This window comes from Streptomyces sp. NPDC002181 (genome assembly GCF_042890485.1).
Lineage (GTDB): Bacteria > Actinomycetota > Actinomycetes > Streptomycetales > Streptomycetaceae > Streptomyces.
In genome coordinates this window covers 38,792-65,209 of sequence record NZ_JBIASC010000007.1, presented here as the reverse complement: position 1 = coordinate 65,209, position 26,418 = coordinate 38,792, and the positions used below count along the sequence as shown (strand labels likewise).

General features: G+C 73.2%; 24 protein-coding genes. 3 read left to right on the top strand and 21 right to left on the bottom strand.

Annotated features, from left to right (window positions below):
• Positions 1–35: 35 nt before the first annotated feature.
• From ACFYXV_RS19195 to ACFYXV_RS19180, 4 genes are all read right to left on the bottom strand, one after another.
• A complete protein-coding gene (locus ACFYXV_RS19195) occupies positions 36–1,304 on the bottom strand; it encodes a ketosynthase chain-length factor (RefSeq protein ID WP_389383539.1) in 1,269 nt (422 codons plus the stop codon).
• Positions 1,301–2,566: a beta-ketoacyl-[acyl-carrier-protein] synthase family protein gene (locus ACFYXV_RS19190; RefSeq protein WP_389383538.1), complete on the bottom strand. Its 1,266-nt coding sequence runs from the start codon at positions 2,564–2,566 to the stop codon at positions 1,301–1,303. The genes ACFYXV_RS19195 and ACFYXV_RS19190 overlap by 4 nt, the downstream gene beginning before the upstream one ends.
• Positions 2,563–3,369, bottom strand: coding sequence for a thioesterase II family protein (locus ACFYXV_RS19185; protein WP_385466833.1), 807 nt, complete (start codon positions 3,367–3,369; stop codon positions 2,563–2,565). The genes ACFYXV_RS19190 and ACFYXV_RS19185 overlap by 4 nt, the downstream gene beginning before the upstream one ends.
• Before the next feature lie 137 nt (positions 3,370–3,506).
• Complete coding sequence (locus tag ACFYXV_RS19180; protein ID WP_385466836.1) at positions 3,507–4,328, bottom strand: BTAD domain-containing putative transcriptional regulator; 822 nt, start codon at positions 4,326–4,328, stop codon at positions 3,507–3,509.
• Positions 4,329–4,542: 214 nt separating this feature from the next.
• On the opposite strand from ACFYXV_RS19180, the gene ACFYXV_RS19175 reads away from it, so the two are divergent.
• A complete protein-coding gene (locus ACFYXV_RS19175; RefSeq protein WP_389383537.1) occupies positions 4,543–5,508 on the top strand; it encodes a BTAD domain-containing putative transcriptional regulator in 966 nt (321 codons plus the stop codon).
• Here the strand turns inward: ACFYXV_RS19175 and ACFYXV_RS19170 are convergent.
• From ACFYXV_RS19170 to ACFYXV_RS19140, 7 genes are all read right to left on the bottom strand, one after another.
• Positions 5,434–6,342, bottom strand: a complete 909-nt coding sequence (locus ACFYXV_RS19170; protein WP_389383536.1) for an MBL fold metallo-hydrolase — start codon at positions 6,340–6,342, stop codon at positions 5,434–5,436. The genes ACFYXV_RS19175 and ACFYXV_RS19170 overlap by 75 nt on opposite strands.
• A gap of 249 nt (positions 6,343–6,591) precedes the next feature.
• Positions 6,592–7,413, bottom strand: coding sequence for a 4'-phosphopantetheinyl transferase family protein (locus ACFYXV_RS19165; RefSeq protein WP_385466845.1), 822 nt, complete (start codon positions 7,411–7,413; stop codon positions 6,592–6,594).
• Complete coding sequence (locus ACFYXV_RS19160; RefSeq protein ID WP_389383535.1) at positions 7,410–9,257, bottom strand: beta-ketoacyl synthase N-terminal-like domain-containing protein; 1,848 nt, start codon at positions 9,255–9,257, stop codon at positions 7,410–7,412. The genes ACFYXV_RS19165 and ACFYXV_RS19160 overlap by 4 nt, the downstream gene beginning before the upstream one ends.
• A 71-nt stretch (positions 9,258–9,328) precedes the next feature.
• The gene (locus ACFYXV_RS19155; RefSeq protein ID WP_389383534.1) at positions 9,329–10,207 is read right to left on the bottom strand and encodes a phosphopantetheine-binding protein; all 879 of its coding nucleotides are present in this window, start codon (positions 10,205–10,207) and stop codon (positions 9,329–9,331) included.
• Between the two features lie 40 nt (positions 10,208–10,247).
• Positions 10,248–10,967: a ScbR family autoregulator-binding transcription factor gene (locus ACFYXV_RS19150; RefSeq protein ID WP_385466854.1), complete on the bottom strand. Its 720-nt coding sequence runs from the start codon at positions 10,965–10,967 to the stop codon at positions 10,248–10,250.
• 97 nt (positions 10,968–11,064) lie between these two features.
• The gene (locus ACFYXV_RS19145; RefSeq protein WP_389383533.1) at positions 11,065–11,913 is read right to left on the bottom strand and encodes a BTAD domain-containing putative transcriptional regulator; all 849 of its coding nucleotides are present in this window, start codon (positions 11,911–11,913) and stop codon (positions 11,065–11,067) included.
• Between the two features lie 384 nt (positions 11,914–12,297).
• Positions 12,298–12,972: a ScbR family autoregulator-binding transcription factor gene (locus tag ACFYXV_RS19140; RefSeq protein ID WP_385476867.1), complete on the bottom strand. Its 675-nt coding sequence runs from the start codon at positions 12,970–12,972 to the stop codon at positions 12,298–12,300.
• Positions 12,973–13,521: 549 nt separating this feature from the next.
• On the opposite strand from ACFYXV_RS19140, the gene ACFYXV_RS19135 reads away from it, so the two are divergent.
• Positions 13,522–14,406, top strand: a complete 885-nt coding sequence (locus tag ACFYXV_RS19135; RefSeq protein ID WP_385476864.1) for a ScbA/BarX family gamma-butyrolactone biosynthesis protein — start codon at positions 13,522–13,524, stop codon at positions 14,404–14,406.
• A gap of 54 nt (positions 14,407–14,460) precedes the next feature.
• On the opposite strand, the gene ACFYXV_RS19130 is transcribed toward ACFYXV_RS19135, so the two are convergent.
• Positions 14,461–15,306, bottom strand: a complete 846-nt coding sequence (locus tag ACFYXV_RS19130) for an NAD(P)H-binding protein (protein ID WP_385476861.1) — start codon at positions 15,304–15,306, stop codon at positions 14,461–14,463.
• A 135-nt stretch (positions 15,307–15,441) separates the two neighbouring features.
• On the opposite strand from ACFYXV_RS19130, the gene ACFYXV_RS19125 reads away from it, so the two are divergent.
• Positions 15,442–16,110: a ScbR family autoregulator-binding transcription factor gene (locus ACFYXV_RS19125; RefSeq protein WP_385476858.1), complete on the top strand. Its 669-nt coding sequence runs from the start codon at positions 15,442–15,444 to the stop codon at positions 16,108–16,110.
• A gap of 56 nt (positions 16,111–16,166) precedes the next feature.
• Here the strand turns inward: ACFYXV_RS19125 and ACFYXV_RS19120 are convergent, their stop codons facing one another.
• The 9 genes from ACFYXV_RS19120 to ACFYXV_RS19080 all read right to left on the bottom strand — a co-directional run bounded on the left by ACFYXV_RS19120 (position 16,167) and on the right by ACFYXV_RS19080 (position 26,409).
• A complete protein-coding gene (locus ACFYXV_RS19120) occupies positions 16,167–17,672 on the bottom strand; it encodes an FAD-dependent monooxygenase (RefSeq protein ID WP_389383532.1) in 1,506 nt (501 codons plus the stop codon).
• A 198-nt stretch (positions 17,673–17,870) separates the two neighbouring features.
• Complete coding sequence (locus ACFYXV_RS19115; protein ID WP_385476853.1) at positions 17,871–18,260, bottom strand: DUF6009 family protein; 390 nt, start codon at positions 18,258–18,260, stop codon at positions 17,871–17,873.
• Positions 18,257–19,843, bottom strand: coding sequence for a phage/plasmid primase, P4 family (locus ACFYXV_RS19110; RefSeq protein WP_385476851.1), 1,587 nt, complete (start codon positions 19,841–19,843; stop codon positions 18,257–18,259). The genes ACFYXV_RS19115 and ACFYXV_RS19110 overlap by 4 nt, the downstream gene beginning before the upstream one ends.
• A 17-nt stretch (positions 19,844–19,860) precedes the next feature.
• Positions 19,861–20,973: a bifunctional DNA primase/polymerase gene (locus ACFYXV_RS19105; RefSeq protein ID WP_389383531.1), complete on the bottom strand. Its 1,113-nt coding sequence runs from the start codon at positions 20,971–20,973 to the stop codon at positions 19,861–19,863.
• A gap of 546 nt (positions 20,974–21,519) precedes the next feature.
• A complete protein-coding gene (locus tag ACFYXV_RS19100; RefSeq protein WP_383349899.1) occupies positions 21,520–22,308 on the bottom strand; it encodes an ABC transporter permease in 789 nt (262 codons plus the stop codon).
• On the bottom strand, positions 22,305–23,333 hold the full coding sequence (locus ACFYXV_RS19095) for an ATP-binding cassette domain-containing protein (protein ID WP_385476843.1): 1,029 nt from the start codon (positions 23,331–23,333) through the stop codon (positions 22,305–22,307). Before ACFYXV_RS19095 ends, ACFYXV_RS19100 begins: the two co-directional genes overlap by 4 nt.
• Before the next feature lie 54 nt (positions 23,334–23,387).
• Positions 23,388–24,230, bottom strand: a complete 843-nt coding sequence (locus ACFYXV_RS19090) for a DUF4097 domain-containing protein (protein WP_383349895.1) — start codon at positions 24,228–24,230, stop codon at positions 23,388–23,390.
• Between the two features lie 66 nt (positions 24,231–24,296).
• Positions 24,297–24,821 (bottom strand): toxin-antitoxin system HicB family antitoxin, encoded by a 525-nt coding sequence (locus tag ACFYXV_RS19085; RefSeq protein ID WP_385476839.1) that lies wholly within the window; start codon positions 24,819–24,821, stop codon positions 24,297–24,299.
• 235 nt (positions 24,822–25,056) lie between these two features.
• On the bottom strand, positions 25,057–26,409 hold the full coding sequence (locus ACFYXV_RS19080) for an AMP-binding protein (RefSeq protein ID WP_389383666.1): 1,353 nt from the start codon (positions 26,407–26,409) through the stop codon (positions 25,057–25,059).
• Between the last annotated feature and the right edge of the window lie 9 nt (positions 26,410–26,418).

Here is a 26,418-nt window from a genome sequence, read left to right as displayed (position 1 = left end):
CTGGTGGGTGGCTTGTTCTGGGTACGGGGCAGGCGTCAGGCGTCGGCGGCGCGTACGACGACGGCGGAGTTGAAGCCGCCGCGGCCGCGGGCCAGGACGAGCGCGGTCCGCAGCGGCAGCCCCGTGGCGGGGGCGGGCGCGCCGGTGACCAGGTCCAGCCGGTACTCCTCGGCCGGGAGCTCGGTTCCGGTGGTCGGCGGGATCAGCTGGTCGCGCAGGGTGAGCAGGGCGGCGGCCACGTCGAGCGCGGCACCCCCGGCGGCGAGGCGCCCGGTCATCGACTTGGGCGCGGTGACGGGCACCCCGTACGGGCCGAACAGGGCGGCGATGGCCTCGGCTTCGGCGCGGTCGGCTCCGCGTTCGCCCGCCGCGTCGGCGAAGACGACGTCGATCTCGTCGGGGTGCACGCCCGCGTCGGCCAGTGCCAGTTCCGCGGCCTTGCCGAGCCGGGAGGTCCCGTCGGCGTCGAAGGTGGCGGCGTGTCCGGCGAGGACGCCGTGGACGCGGGCGCCGCGCCGGCGGGCCTCCTCGGCGCCCTCCAGGACCAGCAGCGCGCCGCCCTCGCCGGCGACGTGGCCGCTCGCGTCCTCGGCGAACGGCCGGTAGGCGCGGGCCGGGTCCTCGCAGTCGGTGAGCCCTCCCCCGGCCAGATAGGCGGCCCAGCCCCAGGGGCAGAGGGCGGAGTCGATGCCGCCGGTGACGACGAGCTCGGCGCCCTTGCGGATCTGGCGGCGGGCGTGGGCCATCGCGTCGAGCCCGCCGGCCTGCTCGGAGACGATCACTCCGGAGGCACCGCGCAGGCCGTGCTTGATCGAGATCTGACCGCTGTTGACGGCGTAGAACCAGGCGAAGGACTGGTACGCGGAGACGTGCTGGCCGCCCTTGCTCCACAGCGCTTGGAGCTCCTGCTGGCCGAACTCGAAGCCGCCGAAGGAGTTGGCGGTGACCACGCCGGCGGCGTGCTCGGGCAGCTGCGCGGGATCGGCCCCGGCGTCGTCGAGGGCCTCCTTCGCGGCGGCCAGCGAGAGCCGGGTGACGCGGTCGGTCTGCGGCATGAGCCGGCTGGAGACGTGCTCGGCGTCGACGAATCCGGGCACCTCCCCCGCCAGCTTCGCCGGGTAGCCGCTCGCGTCGAACCGGCTGACGGGCCGGATGCCGGAGCGGCCGCGCAGGACGGCCGACCACCAGGCCTCGGTGCCGAGCCCGTTGGGCGCGGCGACCCCGATGCCGGTGACGACGGGGGCGGCGGTACGGGAGGCCGCCGGGACGGGGGCGGCGACGGAGGCGGCGACAGCGGTGGTCATCGGTCCGCCTTCAGGGTCGGGCTGGTCAGGATCATGGCGCTCTGGAACCCGCCGAAGCCGCTGCCGACGGTCAGGACGGCGTCGGTGCGCTGCCGGCGGGCGGTCAGCGGGGTGTAGTCGAGGTCGCAGGCCGGGTCGGGCTCGTGCAGGTTCGCCGTCGGCGGGACGGTGTCGTACTCGATGGCGAGGGCGCAGGCGGCCACTTCGAGGGCGCCGATCGCGCCGAGGGAGTGCCCGATCATCGACTTGATCGAGCTGACGGGGACCTCGTACGCCCGCTGCCCCAGGCTCCGTTTGAACGCCTCGGTCTCGTGCTTGTCGTTCTGCTTGGTGCCGGATCCGTGCGCGTTGACGTAGTCGATGTCCCCGGGCACCAGTTCCGCCTCGGCGAGCGCGGCCGTGATCGCGGCGGCCATCTCGATGCCGTCGGGCCGCAGTCCGGTCATGTGGTAGGCGTTGCTGCGCGAGGCGAAACCCGAGATCTCGGCGTAGACGTGGGCGCCGCGCGCGCGGGCGTGCTCGTACTCCTCGATGACGAGGACGGCCGAGCCCTCCCCCAGGACGAACCCGTTGCGGGTGCGGTCGAAGGGCCGCGAGGCGGTCTCCGGCTCGTCGTTGCGGGTGGAGGTGGCGCGGATGGCGTCGAAGCAGGCCGCGGTGATCGGCGTGATGGGCGCCTCGGCCGCGCCGGTGACCATGACGTCGGCGCTGCCCTCGCGGACGAGGTCGACGGCGTGCCCGATCGCGTCGAGGCCGGACGTGCAGCCGGTGGACACGAGCGCCACGGGCCCCTGGGCGCCGGCGGTACGGGCCACCTCGGCCGCCATGGAGCTGGGAACGAAGTAGTCGTACAGGTGGGGCACGGCCTTGGTGTGGTCGACGAGCGTACGGGTGCCCCGCTCGCTGACCACCCCGTACTCGGCGTCGAGGCCGGTGGTGCAGCCGAGCGCGCTGCCGAGGGTGACCCCGGTGCGCGTGGCGTCGTACGAGCCGGCCAGGCCGCTGTCCGCGAGGGCCTCGCGGGCGCTGACGACGGCGAACTGGGCGGCGCGGTCCAGGCGTCCGGCCTGTTCGGCGGTGAGCCCGGACTCCTGCGGGTCGAAGTCGGCCTCGGCGGCGATCCGGGAGCGGAATCCGGAGGCGTCGAAGAGGGTGATGGCGCGGGTGGCCGTCCGGCCGTCGGTCAGCAGCGACCAGAATTCCTTGGTGCCCGGGCGCCCCGGGGCCACGACCCCGATGCCCGTGATGACGACGCGTCTCATCGCCCGTCCCCCTGTTCTGTGTGGTGTGGGCGCAGCACGATGCGGGCGGCCCGGCCGAGCATCCGGGGCAGTTCGCCGCCCCGGACGAAGAAGTGGCCGCCGGGCACGGTCCGCCGCACGAACCGGCCGGTGGTCCAGCGCTGCCAGCCCGCGGCCGCCTCGGGGCCCACGAGGGGGTCCTCGCTGCCGGTGACCGCGAGCACCGGTACGGGCACGGGGCCGGGCGCGGTCGGCGCGACGGCGGCGGCCCGCAGGCTGCGGGCGAGGCGCAGGTCGGCGCGGAGCACGGGGAAGACGGAGCGGAACCACACGTCTCCGGGCTGCACGCCGGGCGGCAGGGCGTCGAAGCGGTCCAGGACGCGCAGCAGTTCCTCGTCCGGCAGCCCGGCGGAGTTCGCGAGGGCGGCCGGCAGGTCCGGCGGCGGGCTGGCACCGACAGCGAGCAGCGCGGGCATCGGCAGCCCGTACTCCAGCGCGGCGTGGGCGACCGTGAGGGCGACCGTCGCGCCGAGGCTGTGCCCGTAGAGGACGTAGGGGGCGCCGGGTTCGCCGGCGATCTGCTCGAAGAGCGGTTTGAGGTCGGACAGGAGCTCGTCGCGGGTGGTCAGCCGGACCTCGCGGCGCCTTTCGTCGCGCCCGGGCAGCAGCCAGGGCGTGGTCCTCACTCCGCTCCCGGCGAGCTTGTCCCACCGGTAGAACGAGGACACTCCGGCCCCCGCGTGTGCGAAACAGTGCAGCCGTACGGCCTGTCCGTCGCCCATCGCCACCTCCCAGGAACCCACCGCGTAGGCCTCGACACTCACCGAAGGCGCTTGAGACCGGCTCGAATCGGTGTGCACGGGTCCAGAGAGGCGGTGCGGACGGATGGCGGCCCCCGCAGCGGGGGCGGGGCGAGGCGGCGGCCTCCGGCCGAGGGCGCCCGCGCGGCACCCCCGGCCGACTACGCCGCGTACAGGTCGAACGTGGAGCCCCGGCGCGGCCCCGACACCACGTCCAGTGCCGGATCCACCGTCAGCATCGCCTGGTGCAGGCGCTGCAGCTGCGGGGACGGCTCCACTCCGAGTTCGTCGATCAGGCGGTTGCGCAGCCTGCGGTAGACGTCCAGCGCGGTGGCCTGGCGGCCGGAGCGGTACAGCGCGACCATGGCCTGCGAGTGCAGGCCCTCGTGCTGCGGGTGCCGGGCGATCAGCTCGGTCAGCTCGGCGATGACCTCGACGTGGCGGCCGAGCCGCAGGTCGGCGTCGATGCGCCGCTCCACCGTCACGAGCCGGCTCTCCTCCAGCCGCATGACCTCGATCTCCAGGATCGGTCCCACGCGGACGTCGACCAGCGCCGGCCCGTTCCACAGGCCGAGCGCCCGGCGCAGCAGATCGGACGCGGCCTCGTCGTCCCCCTCCTCGTACGCGTGCTGTCCGCCCGCCACGAGGGTCTCGTACGCGTGGACGTCGACCGCGTCCGGCGGAATCTGCAGCAGGTAGCCGCCGTGCCGGGTCGCGAGGACGTCCTTGGCGCTGCCCGGAACGCCCGGCCCCATGGCAGTGCCGAGTCTGCGGCGCAGCTGCAGGATGTACGTCTGCAGCGTGGTGAGCGCGCTCTGCGGGAGGTCGGTGCCCCAGATCTCCTCCATGAGGGTCTGCACGGGCATCACCCGCCCCGGGTAGAGCGCGAGCAGCGCCAGGATCTGGCGCGGCTTGCCAGCCGTCGGAACAATCGAGCCCCCGTTGACCTCGGCACTCAACGGACCCAGAACCTGAATCTTCACGGTGTCCTCCGTATTTCGTCGAGTTCCCATCGATTTTCAGCCTTCGACTCCGGCACCGTAGCGGTGGCCGGTACGCCGTCCCCGAATTCTCAAGCAGGCGTCGAGCCGCCCTCCGTCCCAAATGGTTGCACGTTGAAAACAAGGTGGTAGATTCCGCTCAGGGCATTGAAACCTGCACAATTCCATTTCCGCCGGCAAGGGGGGCAGCGGAACCGTGGACGACGACACCCGGGCGGACTTCCGCGTCCTGGGCCCGGTGGAGGTGCTCGACCGCCGCACGGGGACGCATGTCGCGCCCTCCGGCGCCAAACAGCGGGCGCTGCTGGGCTCCCTGGTGGTCGGGGCGGGCCGGGTGCTTCCCGCCGAGCGGCTCATCCACGAGCTGTGGGGGGACCGCCCGCCGGCGGGCGCGGCCAACGCCCTGCACGCCCATGTGGCCCGCCTGCGCCGGCTGCTCCACGCCACCGCGGGCCATGACCCGATCTCCACCCACACGACGGGCTACTCCCTGGGAGGCCCCGCGACGCGGACGGACGCCCACCGCTTCCACGACCTCTCCGTGCAGGGCCGGGCGACGCTCGCCGTCGATCCCGTACGGGCGGCGGAACTGCTCGGCGGCGCCCTCGCCCTGTGGCGCGGCCCGGCGCTGGAGGGCAGTGGGCCGGGGCCCCTGTGCGGACGGGAGGCGGAGCGGCTGGAGGAGCTGCGGCTGACCACCCTGGAGTCGCTGTACGACGCCCACCTGCGCAACGGACGGGCTGCCGAGGCCGCCCGGGAGCTGGAGCGGCTGACGGCCCGCCACCCGGTGCGCGAGCGGTTCTACGACCTCCAGATGCTGGCCCTGTACCGCTGCGGCCGCCAGGCCGAGGCGCTCGGCGTGTACGAGCGCGCCCGGCGCCGGCTGGTGGACGGACTCGGCGTGGAGCCGGGCCCGGCCCTGCGCGGGCGCATGGAGGCGATCCTCCACCACTCGCCGTCCCTGTCGGTGCCGGAGCCGGACGTCCCGCTCCACGAACTCGGCGGCGCGATAGCCCGCCTGGGGGCGCGGATCGAGGCGCTCGCGCGCGAGCAGGAGCGGCTGGTGCTCCGCTTGGGCATCCTGACCTCAGGCGTGGCACTCCAGGGGCCGCCCGTGGAAGGCGGTCATCTCCTCGAACAGGGCGCCGACGTCGAGGGGTGATCCCTCGGGCAGCCGGCCCTGCTCCTCCACGTAGCCGCGGTGGAGGTTGGGCAGCAGCCGCTCGGAGTCGAGCAGTTCGGCGTACGCCCCGAGATCGGTGCCGCGGGCCAGCTCCAGCGGGCTCACCCCGGCCGCGACGCCCTCCCGGGCCAGCTGCTGCACCCAGCGCAGGTAACCCTCGTTGGCGTCGAACACCTCGGGCCCCGCGACGGGCCCGTGACCGGGTACGACGGTGGTGGCCCCCAGCCCCCGCAGCCGCTCCAGGGCCCGCAGGCTCCCTTCGACGGACCCCATGACGCAGAACGGGGTGACCCCGTTCATGACGAGGTCGCCGGTGAACAGCACGCCCTGGTCGGGCAGCCAGACGACGGTGTCGTCGGTGGTGTGGGCGGCCGGTCCGATGTGGATGAGCTCGGCCCGGACGTCCCCCACGTGCAGTGTCGTGCGGTCCCGGAAGGTCAGCTCGGGCGGCCGGACCTCGATGTCCCCCCAGCACACGTCGGGCCACAGCCCGGCCATGTGCAGCCCGGCGGCCCCGACCATGGCCCGGGTCCGCTCGTGCCCGATCGTGAGCGCCTCGGGAAACAGAAAGTTCCCGTAGGTGTGGTCCCCGTGGAAATGCGTGTTGACGAGCGCCCGGGGCGCCCGGCCCGCCACCCGTACCGCGGCCTCGCGCAGCCGGCGGGCCCGCTCCTCGGTGGCGGCGGTGTCGACGAGCGCACTGGACCCTCCGCGGCTGATGATCCCCGCATTGTTCAGGCACCATCCGCCCTCGGGCTGCACATAGGCGTGGATCCCGTCGCCCACCTCGAGAACGCCGCTCTCCCCGCCCACGCCCGTTTCTCCCATTCAGCCGAAGACCAAGGCTGAAATCCTCCCCCGCTCCACTCGATTAGCGCTCGATTTCCGGCCTTCCGGCGCACAATTCCGCCTGAAGGCAGCCGCCCCTCAATTCCACGTCGAGCGATTTCCGGCACCCCGTCCCGTCGGTGGCCCACGGTGGAATCCGGACACCGGCCTCGGTCGGCGCACCGCCGCCGGCGATACGGGGGCGGGGCCTTCCCGTCCCCGGCCGGGGACGGCTCAGACACCCGCCGGTGCCGGCAGGACCAGGCGTCGGGGGGCCGCGCGGCCCCAGGGGAACCCGTGGTGGAGGTGGACCGCCGGCGGGCGCTCGGAGTCGACCTCGACCGCCACCGCCGCGAGCACCTCCGGCACCGGCTCCACCTCCAGGAACCGCCACCGCCGCGCCGAGTCGTCGGCGGGCGGCCGGAACGACAGCACCCCCCGGTCCTCGGCCAGCGCGAAAGCGAAGGAGTCGAACGGCAGCCCCAGACCCAGCCCCCGTGCCTTCGAGTACGCCTCCTTCAGCGTCCACAGCCGCAGCGCCCGCCGGTCTCGCGGGCGCCCCGGCGCGGCACTGGCGATCCAGTCCTGCTCCTCCCCGGAGAACGTCGCGATGATGTTGTCCAGCCCCCGGTCGCCCCGGTCCAGCCGCTCCACGTCCACACCGATCCGCAGTCCCCGCGAAACCCCCAGCAGGTTGTACGCGTTGGCGTGCGAGAGGTTGAAGTCCAGCGCGTCGGCCCCCCGCGGCAGTCCCCCGGCCGGCGTCTGCAGGAACGGCCGGCCGCGCGAGGACCGCCAGATGATCGCCTCGGCCTCGGGAATGCCGGTCTCCAGCGCCAGCACCCGCCGTACCAGCGCGTGCGCGACGAGGTACTGCCGACGGTCGCGTTCGAACAGGAACCGGCCCGCCACCTCCTGCTCGTTCTCGTCCAGCCAGTACGAGGCCAAGGTCGCCGCGATCCCCGGCGCCAGGTCCTCGTTGGGGCAGAACCACAGGTTGACCGGGGCCGGCTCGTTCTCCCCCGGTCCCAGCGGGTCGAGCGGCAGCGTCGTCATGCCGGCCCCTCCTCGCCGCCCAGCCACAGCGGTACGCGCAGGAAGGCGGACGCGGGCAGCGCCACCCCCGCGGCGGACGGCCCGCGGGCCGCCTCCAGCGCCGCCCAGTCGGCGTCCAGCCCGGACAGCCACAGGCCCCGCAGCTGGTGCAGGTGCCCGGCCTGCCAGAGCGCGGCCAGGTACCCGTCCGTCTCCGGTACGGCCCCCAGCCCCAGCGGGTCGGCCCCGCCCCCGCGCAGATCGGCGCAGGGCGCCCCGTCCCGTACGAACTCCTCCAGGACCCGCAGCAGTTCGCCGGTGTCCCCGACGACGGCCGCGAAGCGGCAGTCCATGGCGGCCCGCCCGGTCCGCAGGGCGGACGCGAGCCCGCCGAGCGACGGCACCGGCCGGGTCCCGCGCAGCATCTCGGCGAACCGCCGTGCGGTGGCTGCCAGATGGGACGGGGTGGGGGCGGACAGCAAGAACAGCTCGGGCCCCGCGCAAGCCCGGTCGGGGGCCACCTGCGGCTCGGCGGCCGGCGGGTACTCCTCCAACACCACCTCCGCGTCCGCACCGCCCGCACCCCGCACCCCCACGCAGATCCGCCGCGGCCCGTGCCCCCCGCTCTCCCAGGGCCGTGCCTCGACACGGTCCGGGCCGGGCGCCAGAACCCGGTGCCCCAGCTGGAGCACGGCCCGCGTCAGCAGGGCGGCCCCGGTGACGGCACCCGCGTCCCCCACGATCCCGCGCACGGCCCCGGCATCCTCACGAACTCCGACGGCCTCCCCCTCCAATCCGGCAGCCTTCAGCGCCTCCCGCAACACCCGCCCCGCAGGCACCGCGGCCCGCCCCGGCCCGGACGCGGAGTCCTCCCGTACGGTGGCGGCGGCCGCCGCACGCCCGCCGGCACTCCCCGTACGCGTGCCCGCGGCCCGGGGCCTGCGGCCCGGACCCGGGGCCGTCGGGTCGGGTGCGGTGTGCCCGACCGCGCTGCCGCGCACCAGGCAGCGGATGGCGTCCCCGTCGGCCAGGGCCCGCGCCAGCGGCTTGAGCAGCAGCGCGCCCACGCCCTCGCCCGCGCCGGGGTGCCGGCTGGAGGGGTGCAGCAACAGCCGCGCGCCGCCGACGAGGGCGGCGGCGCACTCGCCGCGCCGCAGGGCGGCGAGCGCGAGATGCAGGGCGACGAGGACCGAGGACTGCGCGGTGTCCACCGCCTGGCTGGGGCCGGTCAGGCCGAGCAGGGCCGAGAGCCGGTTGGGCAGGCTCCACTGGCCGCCCCGCGGCATCGGACGGGGCCGCTCTCGGCTCCACCCGCGGGCGGCGAGCAGCGCGTAGTCGCCCGGCCCGGCGCCGGTGAACACCCCGACGCTGCGCGGGGTCCCGTCGGCGGCGGTCAGGGCGTCGAGGCGGCCGCCGGTGCAGCCGGCGTCCTCAAGGGCCTCCCAGGCGGTTTCGAGGAACAGCCGCTCCTGGGGGTCCATCAGGGCGGCTTCGTGCACGTCGATCCCGAAGAACTCCGGGTCGAAGTCCTGTACGCGCTCCAGGTAGTGGCCGACCTCTCCCCCGGGACGGCCGGGCGGCGGGGTCGAGGCGCTGTCGTGCCCGCCGCGCACCTGCCGCCAGAACGCGGCCAGGTCGGACGCCCCGGGATAGCGCCCGGCCATCCCGACGACGGCGACGGGCCCGGCTGCCGGCTGCGCCGCCCGCTCAGCGGGCGGCTCCGCGGGGGCGGGGTGCGGCTGGAGTTCCGGCAGTGCGAGGACGACGGGGCCCGTCCCGGTGCCGGCGTCGGTCAGCAGCGCGGCGACCTGGGCCCGGTCAAGTTGGCCGTTCTTGAACCGGGTCAGGACTTCCTTCTCGTCCATCTGGACGTGCTCCTTCTGGGTCGTGTCTTTCGGATCGGGACACGGCTCGGGAGGTGTCCGGTGAATCGGCTTCAGCCGCGGCGGCCGAGCAGCACGAGGGCCTCGTCCACGGTGAGCCGGTCGTCGCGGATCGCGTCCAGCAGGGCGTCGAGGCCGCCGCCCGCAAGCGGCCGTACGCCGGGCGCCGCGGCCATGACAGCGGGGGCCGTGGCGGTGGGGGCGGGGGCGGGGGCGGACCACGCGACGGCCGGCCGGAGGGCCGGCTCCGGCGTCCGCGGGGCCGGGGTGAGGTCCTGCGCCACCTGCACGGCCCTGACCGCCTGCGCCGCCGCTCCCGTCCGCGTGGCGATGTACGCGGCCATGGCGGCGAGGTTCGGGTGCTCGTACAGCAGGACGGACCGCTCCTGGAGGCCGAAGCTGCGGTTCACGACGGCGATGAACTCCGCACCCACCATCGAGTCGACACCGAGCACGTTGAACGCGGCCGTGGTGTTGATGTCCCAGGGGTCGCAGCACAGGATCCCCGCGAGCTGCTCGCGCAGCACTTCCGCGATCCGGGTCGCCGCGGCGGCCGCCGGTGACTGCCGGGCGGTGGCGGCAGCGGCGGCGGCCGGCACCTCGTGCCCCGCCGCGGCGGGCACCGGCCCGGCCGCAGCCACCGGTGCGGTCACGGCGGGAGCCGGCGCGGACACGGCGGCCGCGCTGCCCGCCGCCCGCGCGACCTCGCGCGCGAAGGACACCGGGGTCGGGAAGTCGTACAGGTCGGTCGCGCGCACGCGCAGTCCGTACCGGGTGTTGACGACGGCCACGAACTCCACGACCAGCAGGGAGTCGAGCCCCATGGACTGGAAGGTCTGTTCGGGGTCGATCTTCTCCGCCTTGACGCGCAGGACGTCGCCGAGCACTCCGATGAGGTCGGTCAGTACGTCCGCAGGATGGTCCATCGTCATCGCAGGCTCCTCCAAGCCGTCGGGTGGAACACGGTCGCGCTCACGCGCTGCTGCCGGAGAACACCGGACGGGACGAGTGGTGGACACCCGTGTGCCGGACCTCGTCCCCGGCCTCCCCCACCCGCCCGGGCGCCGTGTCGGGGTCCGGCATTCCGACCCGGAACTCCCGTTCCGCGCCCTCCGGCACCAGGCTCGGCAGCAGCAGCGACCACAGTCCCGACACCCGGCGCTGCAGCTCGGCGTACGGCATGCCCGTGGCCGCCAGCGCCTCGATGCCGCAGGCTGCGGCGGCGACCAGGGATTCGATGCTCTCCCAGCGGCCCTCCGCGCGCAGTTCGCCCGCGTCCCGGGCCTCGCGCAGCAGTCCGCAGACCTCCGCGAGCCAGATCCGGTGGAAATCGGTGGCGGGCTGCTCGGGCAGCCCGGCGCACTCCTTGGTGATGCGGAAGCTGGCCGGAATCGCCGGTTCCTCACGCAAGTTGAGCGCGAGCCAGTGCGTCGTGTCGACCAGGATCTGGAGCGGAGAGCGGCAGGACGCGCGCAGTTCGCGCACCGCTTCGCGCAGCAGCTCACAACCGCGCAGCTGCACCGCCGCCGCCAGTTCGTCCTTGGAGGCGAAGTGGAAGTACAGCGCGCCCTTCGTCACTCCGGCGAACGCCGCGATCTCCAGGAGCGTCGCGTTCGCGTAACCGTTGCGGTGGAACATCTCGGCGCCCGCGTGCACGAGCTTCCTGCGGGTCCGCTCCGACCTCTCCTGCACGGCGCTGCCTCCTCGGTCCGTGGTCCGGAAGCGCCCCCGGCCCCGGGCCCCGGTCCCGGCCGCGTTCCCGGTGTCGGTCTCGCGTGCGGCGGCCATCTCAGCCCACGCGTACGAGTCGCTCGCTGCCGGCCTCCGCCGCCACGGGGGCCTCGGGGCCGGCCATGAGGATGGAACGCTGCAGCCGGCGCAGGGCGACCGAGGGCTCCAGCCCCAGCTCGCGTACGAGCGTGGCGCGCAGCCGCTGGTAGACGTCGAGGGCCTCGCCGCGGCGACCGGAGCGGTGCAGGGCCAGCATGAACTGGCCGTGCAGGTTCTCGTGCGTGCGGTAGCGGCTGGCCAGCACGGTGAGTTCGGCCAGCAGTTCGCGGTGCCGGCCGATCCGCAGATCGGCCTCGATGCGCTGGTCGAGCGCGCAGAGCCTGGTCTCCTCCAGCCGCCGCGTCTCCATGTCCAGCTGGATGCCGCCGGGTACGTCGGCGAAGGCCGGTCCGGACCACAGCGCCAGCGCCTCGCGCAGCAGCCGGGCCGCGTTCGGGAAGTCGCCCGCGTCCATCGCCCGGTAGCCCATGCCGGCGAGCCGGTCGAACTCGCGGACGTCGCTGGTGCCGCCGCCGCTGTTGAGCAGGTAGCCGCCGGGCAGGGTGACGAGCACGTCCTTGGCGGTACGCCGGCCGGCGGTGGCCGCTTCGCCCCCGCCGGCGGCCTCCCCCTCTTCCAGGGCGGTCGCGATGAGGGCCCGCAGCTGCAGGACGTAGGTCTGCAGTGTGGTCCGCGCGCTGCGCGGCGGGGCCCCCTGCCACAGTTCCTCGATGAGAGCCGACACCGGAACGACCTGGTCGGCATGGAGCGCCAGCAGTGCCAGCACCTGTCGCGGCTTCGGGGCGGTCGGCGTCACGGAGACTCCGCGTTCGCGCACCGCCAGTGTGCCCAGTACTTCGATGTCCACGCCGTACTCCCCTGTCCGTGGATGAGACTTCGCCAGTAAAAAACAGGACCGGCGGTTTGTCAATACGAAACCGACCGCGCTGTTTTGTTTCTTAGCTCACCTAACGAACCCTCAAAATCTGGCCCTGACCTGCACTTTCACGAGACCGCCAGAGCCCGGACGGCGCTGCAGCTTCGCTCCGTACCCCCTCCAGAACAGCCCTAGATTTGGCAAAACAAACCGCAAAGTCTCTGCACAAGTACGGTGAACAGGCGGATCCGCCCGCCCGTTCACCCCGAACGAAGCGGCCCCGGCCCCCCGCGTGCGAGCGGGGGGCCGGGGCACCGTCCCGTGGCCCCGGCGGGGCCACGGGAACGACAGGGACCAGAGGGACTGGCGCGATGACTAAGGGGAGAGCCTGACCGTCCCGGCGGCCTCGAAACCGGCGAGCCGGGCCGCCGGTACGACCGTCGGCAGCAGCAGCCGCCAGAACCGGGTCACCGTCGCCGCCGAAAGCCACGCGCCGTCCCGTACGGCGAGCACCTCGAAGCCCACGGTGGCCGCCACCACGGCGGTCGCCACGTCCCCGGCCTCCGTCTCCGGACGCAACTCCCCGTCCTCCTCCGCCTGCCACAACGCATCCTCGACCCAGCGGCGCCACCGTTCGCGCAGGTCGCCCGGGCGCGGCCGGGACAAGTCACCGCTGAGTGCGAACCCGGCCCGCAGCACCGGGTCGGCGCGCAGCGCCGCCGCGAGCCCGTGGGTGACGTCGACAATGAGCTGCACACGGCTCAACCCGGGCCGGAACACGCCCCCTTCCGCACGGGCGTCCCCCGTGAGCGCCAGAAGCCGGGTCAGCGCCACCTCCTCCACGGCGTTCGCCAGCGCGGCCTTGCTGGGGAAGTGGAAGTGCAGCGCCCCGTTGCTCACCCCGGCCAGCGAACTGATCGCGGTGAGGGAGGCCACCGAGAAGCCGTCCCGCTCGAAGGTCTCGGCTGCGGACCGGATCAGAGTTTCACGCGTGCGTGCAGCGCGTTCCTGCTTGACCATCGACTGCTCCGTCACTGCGAGGCGTGCCACGCCTGCGAAGGCGGGCCGGCGGGTGCTTGCTGCGGAGCGTCGCGACGCGGTCGGACGCTCCGGGGCCTCACTATAACAAACCGTCTGTGCGGTTTCTAAGTGGGAGAGTCCACACGGCCGGACATCAGACGAAGTTGACCGAAGTGCGCGCCGGACCGGCGACATTCGGACACAGTTGGTCAGCAGGCTCGAGAAACACTCAGACCGCACTCGACGCACCGGGCACCACAGAAAGCCCCGTAACGCGTGGCCGGACTGGGGCAGAGGCTAGAAGAATGGCTCTGACCAGCGGATACCTTCTATTCGGAATCAAATCATCCGCAATTCACACGAGTGGATGGTCAGATACCGCTAGAAATTAAACCGGTTGGTATGTATCTTTCCCAGCCAGAGGCAACACGTCCTTCTCGCCAGCGGAGCCCAGGGGGAGCAATGTCTGCGAGCACGTTCCAAGTCGATCGCTCAGCGGTCGGCGAAGAGCACACGAGGGACCTCTCAGCGGTCCCGACCCAGCCGAGCGGTTTCCGCTTTCCGTCGCTGACCGTCACCGTGCCCAAGGAATTAGTGCACCGGGCTTCCGTTGCCGAGGTCCTCCTGACCGACTGGCAGCGGGTGGACGACACGCACTTCCAGCTGACCGCGCAGTGGCCCCGGGGGCACAGCTTCTTCACGCCGGTCGTGGACGGCTACCACGATCCGCTGATCGGCTGCGAGACGATCCGCCAGATCGGCATGCTGCTGGGTCACGCCGAGTTCGGCATCCCCCTCGGCCACCAGTTCATCGTCTGGGACATCGACATAGCCGTGCGCCCGCAGCACCTGCGGGTGGGCTGGGCCCCCGCCGCACTCGACATCGAGGTCGTCTGCACGGAGGTCAAGCGGCGCGGCCGCAACCTGTCGGGTCTGCGCTTCGAGGCGGTGCTGCGGCGCGAGGGGAACATCGTCGCCACGGGGGGCGGCTCGTTCTCCTGCATGGCACCGGGGGTGTACAAGCGCGTCCGCGGCGACCACAACCTCGGCGGCGACTGGTACCAGCTGCCGCTCATCAGCCCGGCCGCGCCGCAGAGCGTCGGGCGCATGTCGCCCATGGACGTGGTCCTCTCTCCCACGGGCGAGACCGACCGCTGGCAGCTGAGGGTGGACACGCGCCACCCCATACTGTTCGAGCACGCGGTGGACCACGTACCGGGCATGGTGCTGCTGGAGGCGGCCCGGCAGGCGACGGCCTCCGTGCTGGGGCGGTCCTCGTACCTCCCGCTCGGCATCGCCGCCGAGTTCAAGCGGTACGCCGAACTCGACTCCCCCTGCATGATCGAGGCGCACCGCCTCCCCGAGCGGGGTTCCGACGGCGAGGAGACGGTGCTGGTGACCGGCCACCAGGACGGCGTCATGGTCTTCAGGGCCACCGTGACCGCGGGAGAACACGGCCTCTGACCGACGGCGGACGGGAAGGCGGCGGACGGGAAGACGCGTGACCGCGGGGCACCTTCACGGTGAGGAGAAGGCACTCAGATGTGCCCCGGCCCACCCACGGAAGGTGCCCGCGGGACGGCCCAGCAGCACGGGGACCGTCGCGTCCACCCCGGCCTTCGCCCCCGCACGCTGGCGCTCGGCGGCGGCCAGGATCGCCTCGGCGACCTCCTGCGGATAGCGCGCGGCCAGCGCGGTCCGCGCCTGCCGCGGACCGAGTTCCTCGAAACGCAGCGGACGGCCCAGCAGCTCGGCGAGCTGGGCCGTCTGCTCGGCCGCGCTGATCGCACGCGGCCCGGTCAGCGTGTACGCCCGCCCCGCGTGCCCCTCCTCGGTGAGGACGCGTGCGGCCACCTCCGCGACATCGCGCGGATCGACACACGCGTTGACCGACTCCCCGTACAGGGCGCGCACCACACCGTCCGACCGGACGGACCGCGCCCAGGACAGGGCGTTGGACATGAACGCGCGCGGGCGCAGCAGGGTCCAGTCCATCCCGGAGCCGCGCAGCACCTCCTCGGTCGCCCGCTGCCAGCGGGTGATCGCATCGTCCGCCCGCGGGTCCGTGACCGCCGCCGCCGACACCTTCACCACGTGCCGCACCCCGGCCGACAGCGCGGCCCGGACGAAGCGCTCGTCGTCGTCCCCGACGCGGCTGGTCACCAGGAAGGCGGAGCCCACTCCGTCGAGGGCGCGCGCGAGCGAGCGCGGATCACCGTAATCCGCGCGGACGATCTCGGCCGCGGCGGGCGCGTCCGTGACACGGGCCGGCTCCCGGGCCAGAACACGGACCGCCCGGTCCGTGGGGAGCCGGCCGAGCAGTGCCCGACCGACCGTCCCGGTGGCACCGGTGACGAGAATCATGGGTTTTCCTCCCTGAGGTGACTTTCTTCTTCCGCCGCCTGCGGCCGATGCGCGTTACTCGCTGTAAGATACGAACTGGGCGGTTTTTTTGTGGCCCACACGGAACGACACCCCTGAGGAAGGGGAGGAGGCACAGTGGCTGAGCAAGTCCGGGCCGTCCGTACACGGCAGGCGATTCTTTCCGCGGCGGCCAAGGTCTTCGAGGAGCACGGCTACCAAGCCGCCACGATCTCCCAGATCCTCGGCGCGGCCGGAGTGACCAAGGGAGCGCTCTACTTCCACTTCCAGTCGAAGGAAGACCTGGCCCAGGGGGTGCTCGCCGAACAGGACCAGCAGCTCATGGTCCCCGAGCGCGCCTCCAAGGTGCAGGAGATCGTGGACGTGGTCATGCTGCACGCCCACCGCCTCCAGACCGACCCCATGGTGCGCGCCGGCGTACGGCTGTCGATGGACCAGTTGGCACAGGGCCTCGACCGCAGCGGCCCGTTCCTGCGCTGGGCCGAGGTCGGCTGCACGCTGCTGGAGAAGGCGCAGGCCCAGGGCGAGCTGCTGCCGCATGTCGGCGTGCCCGAGACCGCGGACGTCATCGTGGGCTCGTTCGCCGGCATCCAGTCCATGTCCCAGGCCATCTGCGACTACGGCGACCTGGTGGCCAGGGTCTCCGCCCTGATGCGGCACCTGCTGCCCAGTGTCGTGATGCCCTCCGTCCTCGCCTCGCTCGACCTCGCGGAGACCCGCGGGGCCGCGGTGTACGCCGAGGCGCGCAAGGCGGCGGACGAACAGGCGCTCGCCACCGCGGGCTGAGGACCGGCCGCCGCCGTCCGCCGGGCGGGGCCGGCAGATCACCGGCCCCCGCTCCGTCACGCGCACCGCGTACGGGTGCCCCCGGCGAAGTACACCGACAGCGCGGCGCCCAGGCCCGCGCCTCCCGGTGCCCACGCGATGTACCCGTCGGGGCGCACCAGCAGGGCCTCGTAGGGCACGTCGGGCGTGGGCCGGGCGTGCACCACGCGCACGGTCCCCTCCCAGCCCCGCGCCTCCTCGCGGTGGACGGCGCCCGCGTCCCCGAGGAGCAGCAGCAGCGGCCGGCCGCCCTGGAGCAGCCGGATGACGTCCGTCTCGCCGGTCGAGGTGGTCAGTACCGCATTGTGGAGGAACGTTCCCGCGTCCGGACAGGCCCTTCCGGACCGCGCCGGGAGCAGCGCCGGGAGCACCGTGTCCTGTGCGCTGATCAGCCCGCCGAGGTGCCCTTGGGTGCCCTCCTGCGCCAGCAGCCCCGAGAACACCCCGCGCAGGGCGTCGAGCTCGGGCCCCGGCCGCATCAGCGCGAGCTGGGCCCGGGTGTTCTCGATGACCCGCCGGGCGACCGGCCTGCGCTCGGAGTCGTACGTGCCGAGCAGCTCCGGGCCCGCCTCCCCGCGCACCGCGAGGGCCAGCTTCCAGGCCAGGTTGAGGGCGTCGAGCACCCCGGTGCTCAGGCCCTGCCCGCCGATCGGGAAGTGCACGTGCGCCGCGTCCCCCACCAGGAAAACCCGCCCCTCGCGGAAGGTCCGGGCCAGCCGGGAGAAATCGCTGAACCGGCCGAGCCAGCCCGGCTCGTCCATCGCGATCCCGCGTCCGGCGATCCAGGACACCTCCGCGCGCAGTTCCTCCAGGGTGGGCGGCCGGTGCCGGTCGGCGTGCGCCCCGGCGCAGTTGAGCGTCCGCAGGTGCGTCCTGCCCTCGGCATCGACCTTGGCCACGATCCAGCCGCGCGGGGTCCGGTGCCAGCCCGCGGGCAGCGCGTCGGGCTCCGCGAGCCGGACCGCCCCCATCAGCGCGGAGATGGTGGCCGGATGGGTCTCGGAGCCGATGCCCGCCAGCTCGCGGACCGTGCTGCGCGCACCGTCCGCCCCCACCACGTACCCCACCTCGTACGCGACCGGCCCCTGCGGCCCCTCGGCCCCGATCCGTACCCCGTCGGCCTCCTGGACCATCCCGGTCACCCGGTGCTCGCGCAGGATCCGCGCGCCCGCGGCCCGGGCCCGCTCCTCGAACTCCCTCTCCAGCCGCGCCTGGGGGCACTTGAGGATCGGCGCCGGCTCGGTCTCGGGAGCGGTGATGAACAGGCCGGGCATCCCGGCGAAGTGGAAGGGGCTCCCGGCCCGGCCGCCCGGGGCAGCGGCGTACGGGGCGGCCGGAGCGGGCACATGGCCGCGCCGTGCCAGGCACTGCACGGCCCGGGCGTGCAGGGTGGTCGCCTTGGGCCGGTCGGACACGCGAGCCCTGGATTCGAGGAGCACCGTGTCGACCCCGTACGCGGCCAACTCCGCCGCCACGAGCATCCCCACGGGCCCGCCGCCCACCACCGCCACCTGCGCCCGCATACGACGTTCCCCCTGCACCGCGGCGCCCTCCCCCCTGGACGGCCCCCCCGGCGCGGAAATATACCGGGTGTCCCGTTTCTTTTCTAGGCGGCAAAACCCAAGGTCGAAAAGAACGCGCGGGCGGGCCGCCGGGGGGTGTCGTCGAAGTGGCCTCGTCCGCCAGTGAGGGACGACCGGAAGGGACTTCGACGACACCCCTTAGGGAAGGAGCCCGCGCACCGCCGAGGACATCGGCCCGCCCTCCGAACGCTCCGTCTTGCGCCCCTTCTTGCCCGGCGCCAGCGTCCGGGCGTCCACGGCCTCCGCCGGCGCCCCTGTCGCGTACAGCCCCTCCGGGGCGGTGTCCCGGTCGTGCGGCAGCAGCCAGAACACCCGCCGCCGGAACGTGCCGGAGGAGCGCGAGGGCTTCGCCTTCGGCCCCAGCAGCGCGTACCCGACCATCCGCCCGTCGCGGTGGTAGGCGGGCCGTCCGCGCCGCGTCGGCAGCCGGTCCAGGCTCTGGCGGACGTAGTCGAGCCGGCTGATGTCCTCCAGCCAGACGAGGTCCACCTCCTGGACGATCTCGTCTTCTGCGATGAGGGCGCTCACACTGTCTCCTCGTCCGCGAGCAGGCCGATGCCCGGGTAGTACTTGCGCTGGTTGGACAGGATCATTTCCTTCGGCGAGGCCAGTCCCACCGATTCGCGCACCCGCGCCGCGAAGGCCCGGGACGAGATCGCCGGAGCGCCCTCATGCTGGCACCAGCCCCTGTAGGCCGCGTAGAGCTGTGCCTGTTCCGCCCGCAGATCGGCCTCCAGCCGGCAGGTCTCGCCGATGAAGCGCCCGGTGTGGTCCTCGGTCTCCGCGTACGCCGTCGTCGCGATGCGGACCCGCTCCGGTCCCGTGAGGTCGCGGTCGCCGCCGAGGTAGCGGCGGGCGCCGTCGATCAGCCAGTTGAGGATGCCCGGGCCCTCCTGGGTGACGAGTACGTCCGCCAGGTTGTCGACCTTGCGGTCGTCGGAGACGACCCGCTCGAACGGGATCAGCCGCATGCGCCGCCAGAACGCGAACCCGCCGGTGCCGACCTCGGGACGGTGGTTGCCCAGCAGCCACATCTTGTGCGTCGGCTCGAAGCTGAAGAAGTCCTGCCGCATCCGGCGCGCCTTGATGCGGTCGCCTCCGGTGAGCAGTTTGACCCGGGCCTCGTCGAAGCGGTCGCCCGGCTTGACCTCGCTGCACACGATGACGCGGCGGCCGTGGAGTTCGGCGAGGTCGGTCGGATGCCCCTCGTACGGGCGGGACATCAGGAACCCGGGGGGAGCGGCGTCCGCGTAGTCCCCGAGCAGCTTCATCAGGACGTCCAGCAGGACGGACTTGCCGTTCTTGCCGGATCCGAACAGGAACGGCATGACCTGGGCGCCGACGTCCCCGGTGACGGAGTAGCCGAGCAGCAGCTGGAGGAAGTCGATCATCTCCGCGCCCTCCGGCCCCTCGCCGAACGTGTCGGTCAGGAAGCGGTTCCAGCGGGGCGTGGGCATCTGCCGCGGGGCCGCCGACGTGGAGCGGGAGTGGAAGTCCTTCGTGGGCTCGGCGGGGCGGATGTGGCCGGTCCGCAGGTCCACGACGCCGGCCGGGGTGCACAGCGCGTACGGATCGGCGTCCAGGCGGGCCGCGTTGAGCACCATCCCGGGGGCGGACTTCGCCTGGGTGAGCATGGCGTTCATCCCGCTGGTGCTGAGCGCGCGGCGGCGGTGCTGCTGGAGCGCGGCCGGGGGATGGACGCCGCGCGGGTCGGTGGTCGCGATGGACTCGGCCAGGTCGCCCGCGGACCACATGACGGTGTCGTCCTCGTCGATCTGCCAGCGCGTGCCGTCCCAGCGGAACCAGCCGATGCCCGGGACGTGCCGGTAGTCGTTGCGGTAGAGCTTGACGAACAGTTTGGCGTTGCCTCGGTCGGTGAGCGTGTCGGGCAGCAGCCCTTCGGCCGTCGCCTCGCTGCCCTCCACCGCCGATCCAGCCACCGGCAATGCCTCCATCGTCCCCGTCGCCGTCTCTCCCGGGAATCCGTCGGCCGCCTCCCGTCCGGCCGTCATCGCGGCGGGCTCCGGGCAATCCCGGGGGGCGCGGGGCGCCGGTACGGGCTGCGCGAGGATCTGCGCCGCGACGGCCTGTACGTCGAATCCGGCCAGCATGCTGTCGTTGTCCGGCCTCACATGCGGCCTCTGAGGGCGAGCGGGCGCGCCAGGCCCGCACTCAGTCCGCCGCGGATGATGGCGCGGCAGCGGCGCTCCTGCCCGGGGCGGGAGGCTGCGGCCGCGTCCTCCAGCGCCCGCAGGGCCTCGGCCTCGGTGACGTGTCCCGCCGCGACGAGTCCTCCGGCGGTGTAGGCGGCGCGGTTCAACTTCTCGGAGAAGGCGGCCCCTTCGGGTATCTCCGCGCAGCCGGCCACCTCGGCCAGCACGCCCGCGAGCACCCGCTGCGCGTCCGCTCGTCCCCCGCCGGCCGCGATGACGGCCTGCCGGGCCCGGGGCGGTACGGGCCGGGGGCCGGCGGCGGGCTCGGCGGGCAGGTGCCCGGTGCGCTCCAGTTCGCCCGCGAGCCAGGCCGGAAGCGGCGCGGGGCCGCGTACGGCTCCCAGCGGTCGGTAGACCCCGGCGGGGGTCACGGTCCCGGGAGCCACGATGTACCCGCCGTGCGCCCGTACGTCGACCTGCCAGGCCAGTGCCCGGGCGCTGCCCGACCCGGCGGAGCACTGCCACCGGCGGCCGCCCTCGTTGCGGTACCAGACGTGCAGGCCCCCCGACGGGGTCCGTACGCGCAGGGTCGTCTCGTCGTCGGCCGGGCTCGTGGCACCGCGCAGGGCGGCCAGCACGCCCAGGGTGTGGAAACCGTTGGCCAGCCCGGTCAGGTCGACGGTGTCGTGGATCGGAATCCCCGGCAACAGCCGCTCACGGCCAGGGAGTTCCGCCCCGTGCGCGTCGATGTCGATGACGACGAGGCCCGCCGGGCCGGTGGCGACGCCGACCCCGAGATCGGGGCGCGCACCCCACCACTGGCGGATCCGGTCGCAGTCGAGCGTGGCTGCGTGGAACCCGTGGCACCAGCGGCCCGCCCGCAGGCACGCGCAGGATCCCCGGTCGTGGCCCGGGACGCGGCACGCGTCGCAGTTGCCGACGGGCGTCTTGCGGCCCGGCGCAAGGGGGTGAACCGGCCACCCCTGGCGCGCGCACCACGTGGCAGTCGTCAGAGGCTGCGACACGACCGCTGCAGCTCTCGTGAACTGCCTTCGGTCGCTGCGCGAAACCCGCAGGTCAGCTGCCATTCACTTCCCCCATAAGCGACTGAAGCGACTCAACGCCCAACAACAGATTAGCGAAGCCACTGGGAGAGGAGAGGCATATGAGCCAGAACAGATGTGCGTGCCCACGAGCGGTCCCAGCGACTGTGCGACCTGGCCGAAAGCGACTGGCCCTCCTTCGGTCGCTCGTGGCGTGGCTCACAGAACACCAGGTCACAGACCCGTGCAAGGCAAAACAGCGACTGAAGCGACTGAAGACCCCCATATATGACACGCGCGCACGCACACACACGCGCACGCCAATGCCTCCATATACCCGAAACTTGAGTCGCTTCAGTCGCTGTTCTCTTCAAACAAGTCCCTGACCTGCATCTTCTCTCCTTCTCTGCGAGCGACCGAAGAGCCGCTCAGTCGCTTTCCTTCGGTCGCTGCCCCCGTCCCGCCCGCTCCGGGCATCCTTGAGCGGTTCTGGAGCCCCGCTCCGGCGGGAAGCGAGCAGCGGCTGAAACGGCGAACGTCCCGCCCTGGGGCGGGACGTTCTGCGGGAGACGGTCCGGGCCGTCGTCCCGGCTACTTGGGGTCGCGGTCGAAGACCGACTTCGACCAGAAGTAGCCGAGCAGGGTGAGGGCGAGGCACCAGCCGAGCGCCAGCCACCCGTTGACGCCGATCTCGGTGCCGAGCAGGAGCCCGCGCAGGGTCTCGATGGCCGGGGTGAATGGCTGATACTCGGCGATCGGCCGGAACCAGCCGGGCATCGCGTCCACCGGGACGAACGCGCTGGAGATGAGCGGGAGGAAGATCAGCGGCATCGCGTTGTTGCTGGCCGCCTCGGCGTTCGGGCTGACCATGCCCATCCCGACCGCGATCCAGGTGAGCGCCAGGGCGAACATCGTCAGGAGCCCGAAGGCCGCGAGCCATTCCAGGGCCGTGGCGTCCACGGAGCGGAAGCCGATGGCCACGCCCACGGCCCCCACCAGGACCACGCTGACGACCGACTGCAACACGCTGCCGACGACGTGCCCGACGAGCACCGAGCCGCGGTGGATCGCCATCGTGCGGAAGCGGGCGATGATGCCCTCGGTCATGTCGTTGGAGACGGACACGGCGGTGCCGATGGTGGTGGAGCCGACGGTCATCAGCAGGAGGCCCGGCACCAGGTAGGCGATGTACGCGGAGCGGTCGGCGCCGCCGCCCATGCCGGCGCTCATCACGTCGCCGAAGATGTAGACGAAGAGCAGCAGCAGCATGATCGGCGTCAGCAGCAGGTTCAGCGTCATGGACGGATAGCGCCGCGCGTGCAGGAGGTTGCGGCGCAGCATCGTGGACGAGTCGCGGACGGCGAGGGCGAGCGAGCTCATCGGGAAGTCTCCTTGGTCTGGTTGCCCGGGTTGGTCCGGTTGCTCCGGCCGGCCTTGTCGCCGCCACCGGTCAGGGCGAAGAACACGTCGTCGAGGTCGGGGGTGTGCACGGTCAGCTCGTCCGCCTCGATGCCCGCGGCGTCGAGCCAGTCGAGGAGGGAGCGCAGCTCGCGCTGGCTGCCGTCGCTGGGGATCTGCAGCGACAGCGCCTCGTCGTCCCGGGTGACCTCCCGCAGCGCGAGGGAGGCGCCGCGGTAGGCGGCCGGGTCGGAGAAGCGGAGCCGGACGTGTCCGCCGGGGATCAGCCGCTTGAGCTCTTCCGCGGTGCCCTCGGCCGCGATCCTGCCGTCGTTGAGCACGGCGATGCGGTCGGCGAGCTCGTCCGCCTCCTCCAGGTACTGCGTGGTGAGGAAGACGGTGACGCCGCCCGTGACCAGCTCGCGGATGATCTGCCACATGTTGTGGCGGCTGCGGGGGTCGAGGCCGGTGGTCGGCTCGTCGAGGAAGATGATCCGCGGGTCGCCCACCAGGGTCATGGCGATGTCGAGGCGGCGCTTCATGCCGCCGGAGTAGGTGGACGCCGGCTTCTTCGCCGCCTCCACCAGGTCGAAGCGCTGCAGCAGTTCGGCCGCCACGCGCCGCCCCTCGCTGCGGGAGAGGTGGTGCAGGTCCGCCATGAGGAGCATGTTCTCCTCGCCGGTGATCAGCCCGTCGACGGCGGAGAACTGCCCGGTGACGCCGATCGCGGCGCGCACCCCGTCCGGTGCCGTGGCGACGTCGTGGCCCGCGACCCGGGCCTGCCCGCCGTCGGCTGAGATGAGCGTCGAGAGGATCTTCACGACGGTGGTCTTGCCGGCTCCGTTGGGCCCCAGCAGTGCGAACACGGACCCGGCCGGGATGTGCAGGTCGACCCCGTCGAGAACGGTCTTGTCACCGTACGACTTGCGCAGACCGGTGGTGGTGACGGCGGCGGGCGACGCGTGACCGCCGGCCGACCTTGGCGTGGGCATGACAGAAGAAGGCATGAGGCCCTCCATTTCGAAGGCGTGGGAAGACGGAAGGGGCAGGGTGTCCGGTGCTCAGGCCTTGGCGCGGCGGACGTCGATGTTGCCGTGCCGGGTGCGGGCGCGGACCTGGACGGTCTCCTCGCCGCCCTCCGGGCTCTCGGACGGGGTGAGCCCGTTGCGGACCTGGCCGGAGGTGGAGCTGACGTCGAGCCAGGCGGCGGTGCCCTCGCGGACGCCGACCTCGATGGCCCCGTACGAGGTCTCCAACTGGACCGTTCCGCGGACCACTTCGCCGACGCGCAGCGTGCCGTGGGCGGTGGTGGCGGTGACCGAGTCCTCGGCCCGCCGGATCTCGATGTCACCGTTGGCGCCGTTCACCCGCAGCTCTCCGATCGCGGCGCCGACGGTCGTGCTGCCGTGCGAGTTCTTCAGGACGGCCGGCCCGTCGACGAGGCCGACGCGCAGGCTGCCGGAGCTGGTGGTGATCTCGGCCGATCCCTCGACCCGGTCGACGGTGATCGACCCGTGCGAGGCCTTCAGGTGCAGCGGGCCGGTGGTGTCGAGGCGGACGTCGCCGGACGAGGTCTTCACGCGGACCTCGCCGAGCCGGCCCTCGCCGAACACCTGGGTCCAGGAGCCGGTCGTGTCGATGCGCGAGCCCGTGGGCAGTTCGACGGTCACGTCGACGACGCCGGTGCGGCCGAACATGTTGGACTTGGGCGTCCTGACGGTCAGTACGCCGCCCGAGCAGGCGACCTCGGTCTGCTCGGCCGTCCGCACGTCCAGGTCCTTCTTCGGGTCGCGGGGGCGCACCTCGACGACGGTGTCGGTGCGCTCGCCGGCGACGAACTGGATGGAACCGGCCTCCACGCGCGCCGTGGCCGAGATCGGTTCGGGAGTGTCGAAAGAAGGCATGGCTGTCCCGTCCTCTTGGGTCTGTGGGGTGAAGTGGTGGCTTTGCGTGTGGGCTGCTGGGCTGGGCTAGCGAACCCAGCCGGTGATGCTCTGTCCGACGCTCTTGGTCTTCTCCGCCGGGCGCGGCCGGGCGCCGCCGTCGACCGCGGCGGACACGGCCCGCACCAGCCAGGCGTTGACCGACAGGCCCTCGCGGTTCGCGGCCTCCTCGGCGCGCGCCTTGAGGTGGGCCGGCAGGCGCAGGTTGACGCGGGCGGTGCTGCCCTCGTCGCCGTCGGGCACGGCCGGTGCCGGTGCCGGGAGCGGCTCGAAGGGCGCGGCCGGCCCGGCGGAGGCGCCGCCCTCGGTGGGCGGCAGCGTCACCACGAAATCCGGGTCAAGCCCCCGCAGCCTCAGGTCGACCGAGCCGGGCGCGAGCTCGCGGGTGATCTCGTCCATCGCGGCGGAGAGCACGTTGAGCATGGTCAGCCGGGTCGCCGACTCCAGCGGAGCCGTGAGCCGATCGGCCAGGTTGCGCGCTTCTTCCCCGCCGGCTTCGGCGGCCACCGCGAGCTCGCGGCGAAGGTTGTCGACATAGGGCGTGAGGTCCATGACTCAATGATGGCACCACAATGGCGCCACTTGCAAGCCCCGATGGCACCACCGATGGCGCCAGACTTTAAGAAGCGCCTCCCACCTGCGGAAACACCGGAGATATTCCCGCAACCGCGAGGGTGCGGCACCCGAGAACACACCCGCGAGGGCTCCGCATGGCACCGCATGGCGCCACCTGACGCCACCTGACGCCACGTGGCGCCACATGACGCGTCATAGCGCCACCAGCCCCTCAGCCCGCCTGCGGTCCGTACTCCCCCGTCAGCAACAGCTTCTTCTGCGGCTTGCCCATCGCATTGCGCGGCACCGCCGCCACGAACCGCACCTCCCGCGGCCTCTTGTGCACGGACAGGTACGCGGCGACGAAGTCCGTGAGCTCCTGCGCCGTCACCCCCTGCGCCACCACGAACGCCACGATCCGCTGCCCCAGGTCCGCGTCCGGGACCCCCACCACCGCCGCCTCGCTCACTGCGGGGTGGTCCAGCAGCGCGTTCTCGATCTCCCCCGCGCCGACCCGGTACCCGCCCGTCTTGATCATGTCGATCGAGGCCCGCCCCACGATCCGGTGCACCCCGTCCGCCTCGTCCACGGCCGCGATGTCGCCCGTACGGAACCACCCGTCCTCGGTGTACGCGGCCGCCGTGGCCTCCGGCCGCCCCAGGTACCCCGCGAACAGCGTCGGCCCGGTCAGCTGCAGCTCCCCGATCTCGGCGCCCGGCTCGGCCGCGATGCGCGTACGGATCCCGGGCAGCGGGGTGCCGACCGTACCGGGCCGTACCTCGCCGCCCGCCCGCCCGCTGACCGTGATCAGCGTCTCCGTCATCCCGTACCGCTCCACCGGCCGCAGCCCGGTCAGCCGCTCCAGGTCCCGGAACACCGGCGCCGGCAGCGCCGCGCTGCCCGAGACCAGCAGCCGCGCCCCCGACAGGGCGCCCGCGGCCTCCGGCTCCGCGGCGATGCGGGACCACACGGTCGGCACCCCGAAGTACAGGCTCCCGCCCGCCCGCGCGTACGCCTCCGGCGTCGGCCGCCCGGTGTGCACGAGGCGGCTGCCGGTGCGCAGCGCCCCGAGCACGCCGAGGACCAGCCCGTGTACGTGGAACAGCGGCAGCCCGTGCACGAGGGTGTCCTCCGCGCTCCACTGCCAGGCCCCGGCCAGCGCGTCCAGGTCGGCGGCGAGGGCCGCACCGGTCAGCACCACGCCCTTGGGCGCGCCCGTGGTCCCGGAGGTGTACAGCACCAGCGCCGGATCCCCGGGCGCGGCGCCCGGTCCGGTCCGGTCGGAGCGCCGGGCGAAGTCCACCTCCACCACCTCCGCCCCGGAGTCCCGCAGGATGTGCTCCCGCTCGGCGGGCCCGGCGTCGGGCGGCAGCGGTACGAACGGCACCCCGGCCAGCAGCCCGCCGACGGCGGCCGCGACGGTCTCCAGGGAGGCCGTCGCCGTCATCGCGAAGGCCTTGGCCCCGGCCACGTCGGCGGCCACCGCCCGCGCCGCGCCGAGCAGTTCCTCGTACGAGGCGCTGCGCCCCGCGACGGAGACCGCGTCCGCCCTGTCCCCGTAGACCCCGTCCAACGCCGTCAGCACGCTCGCGTC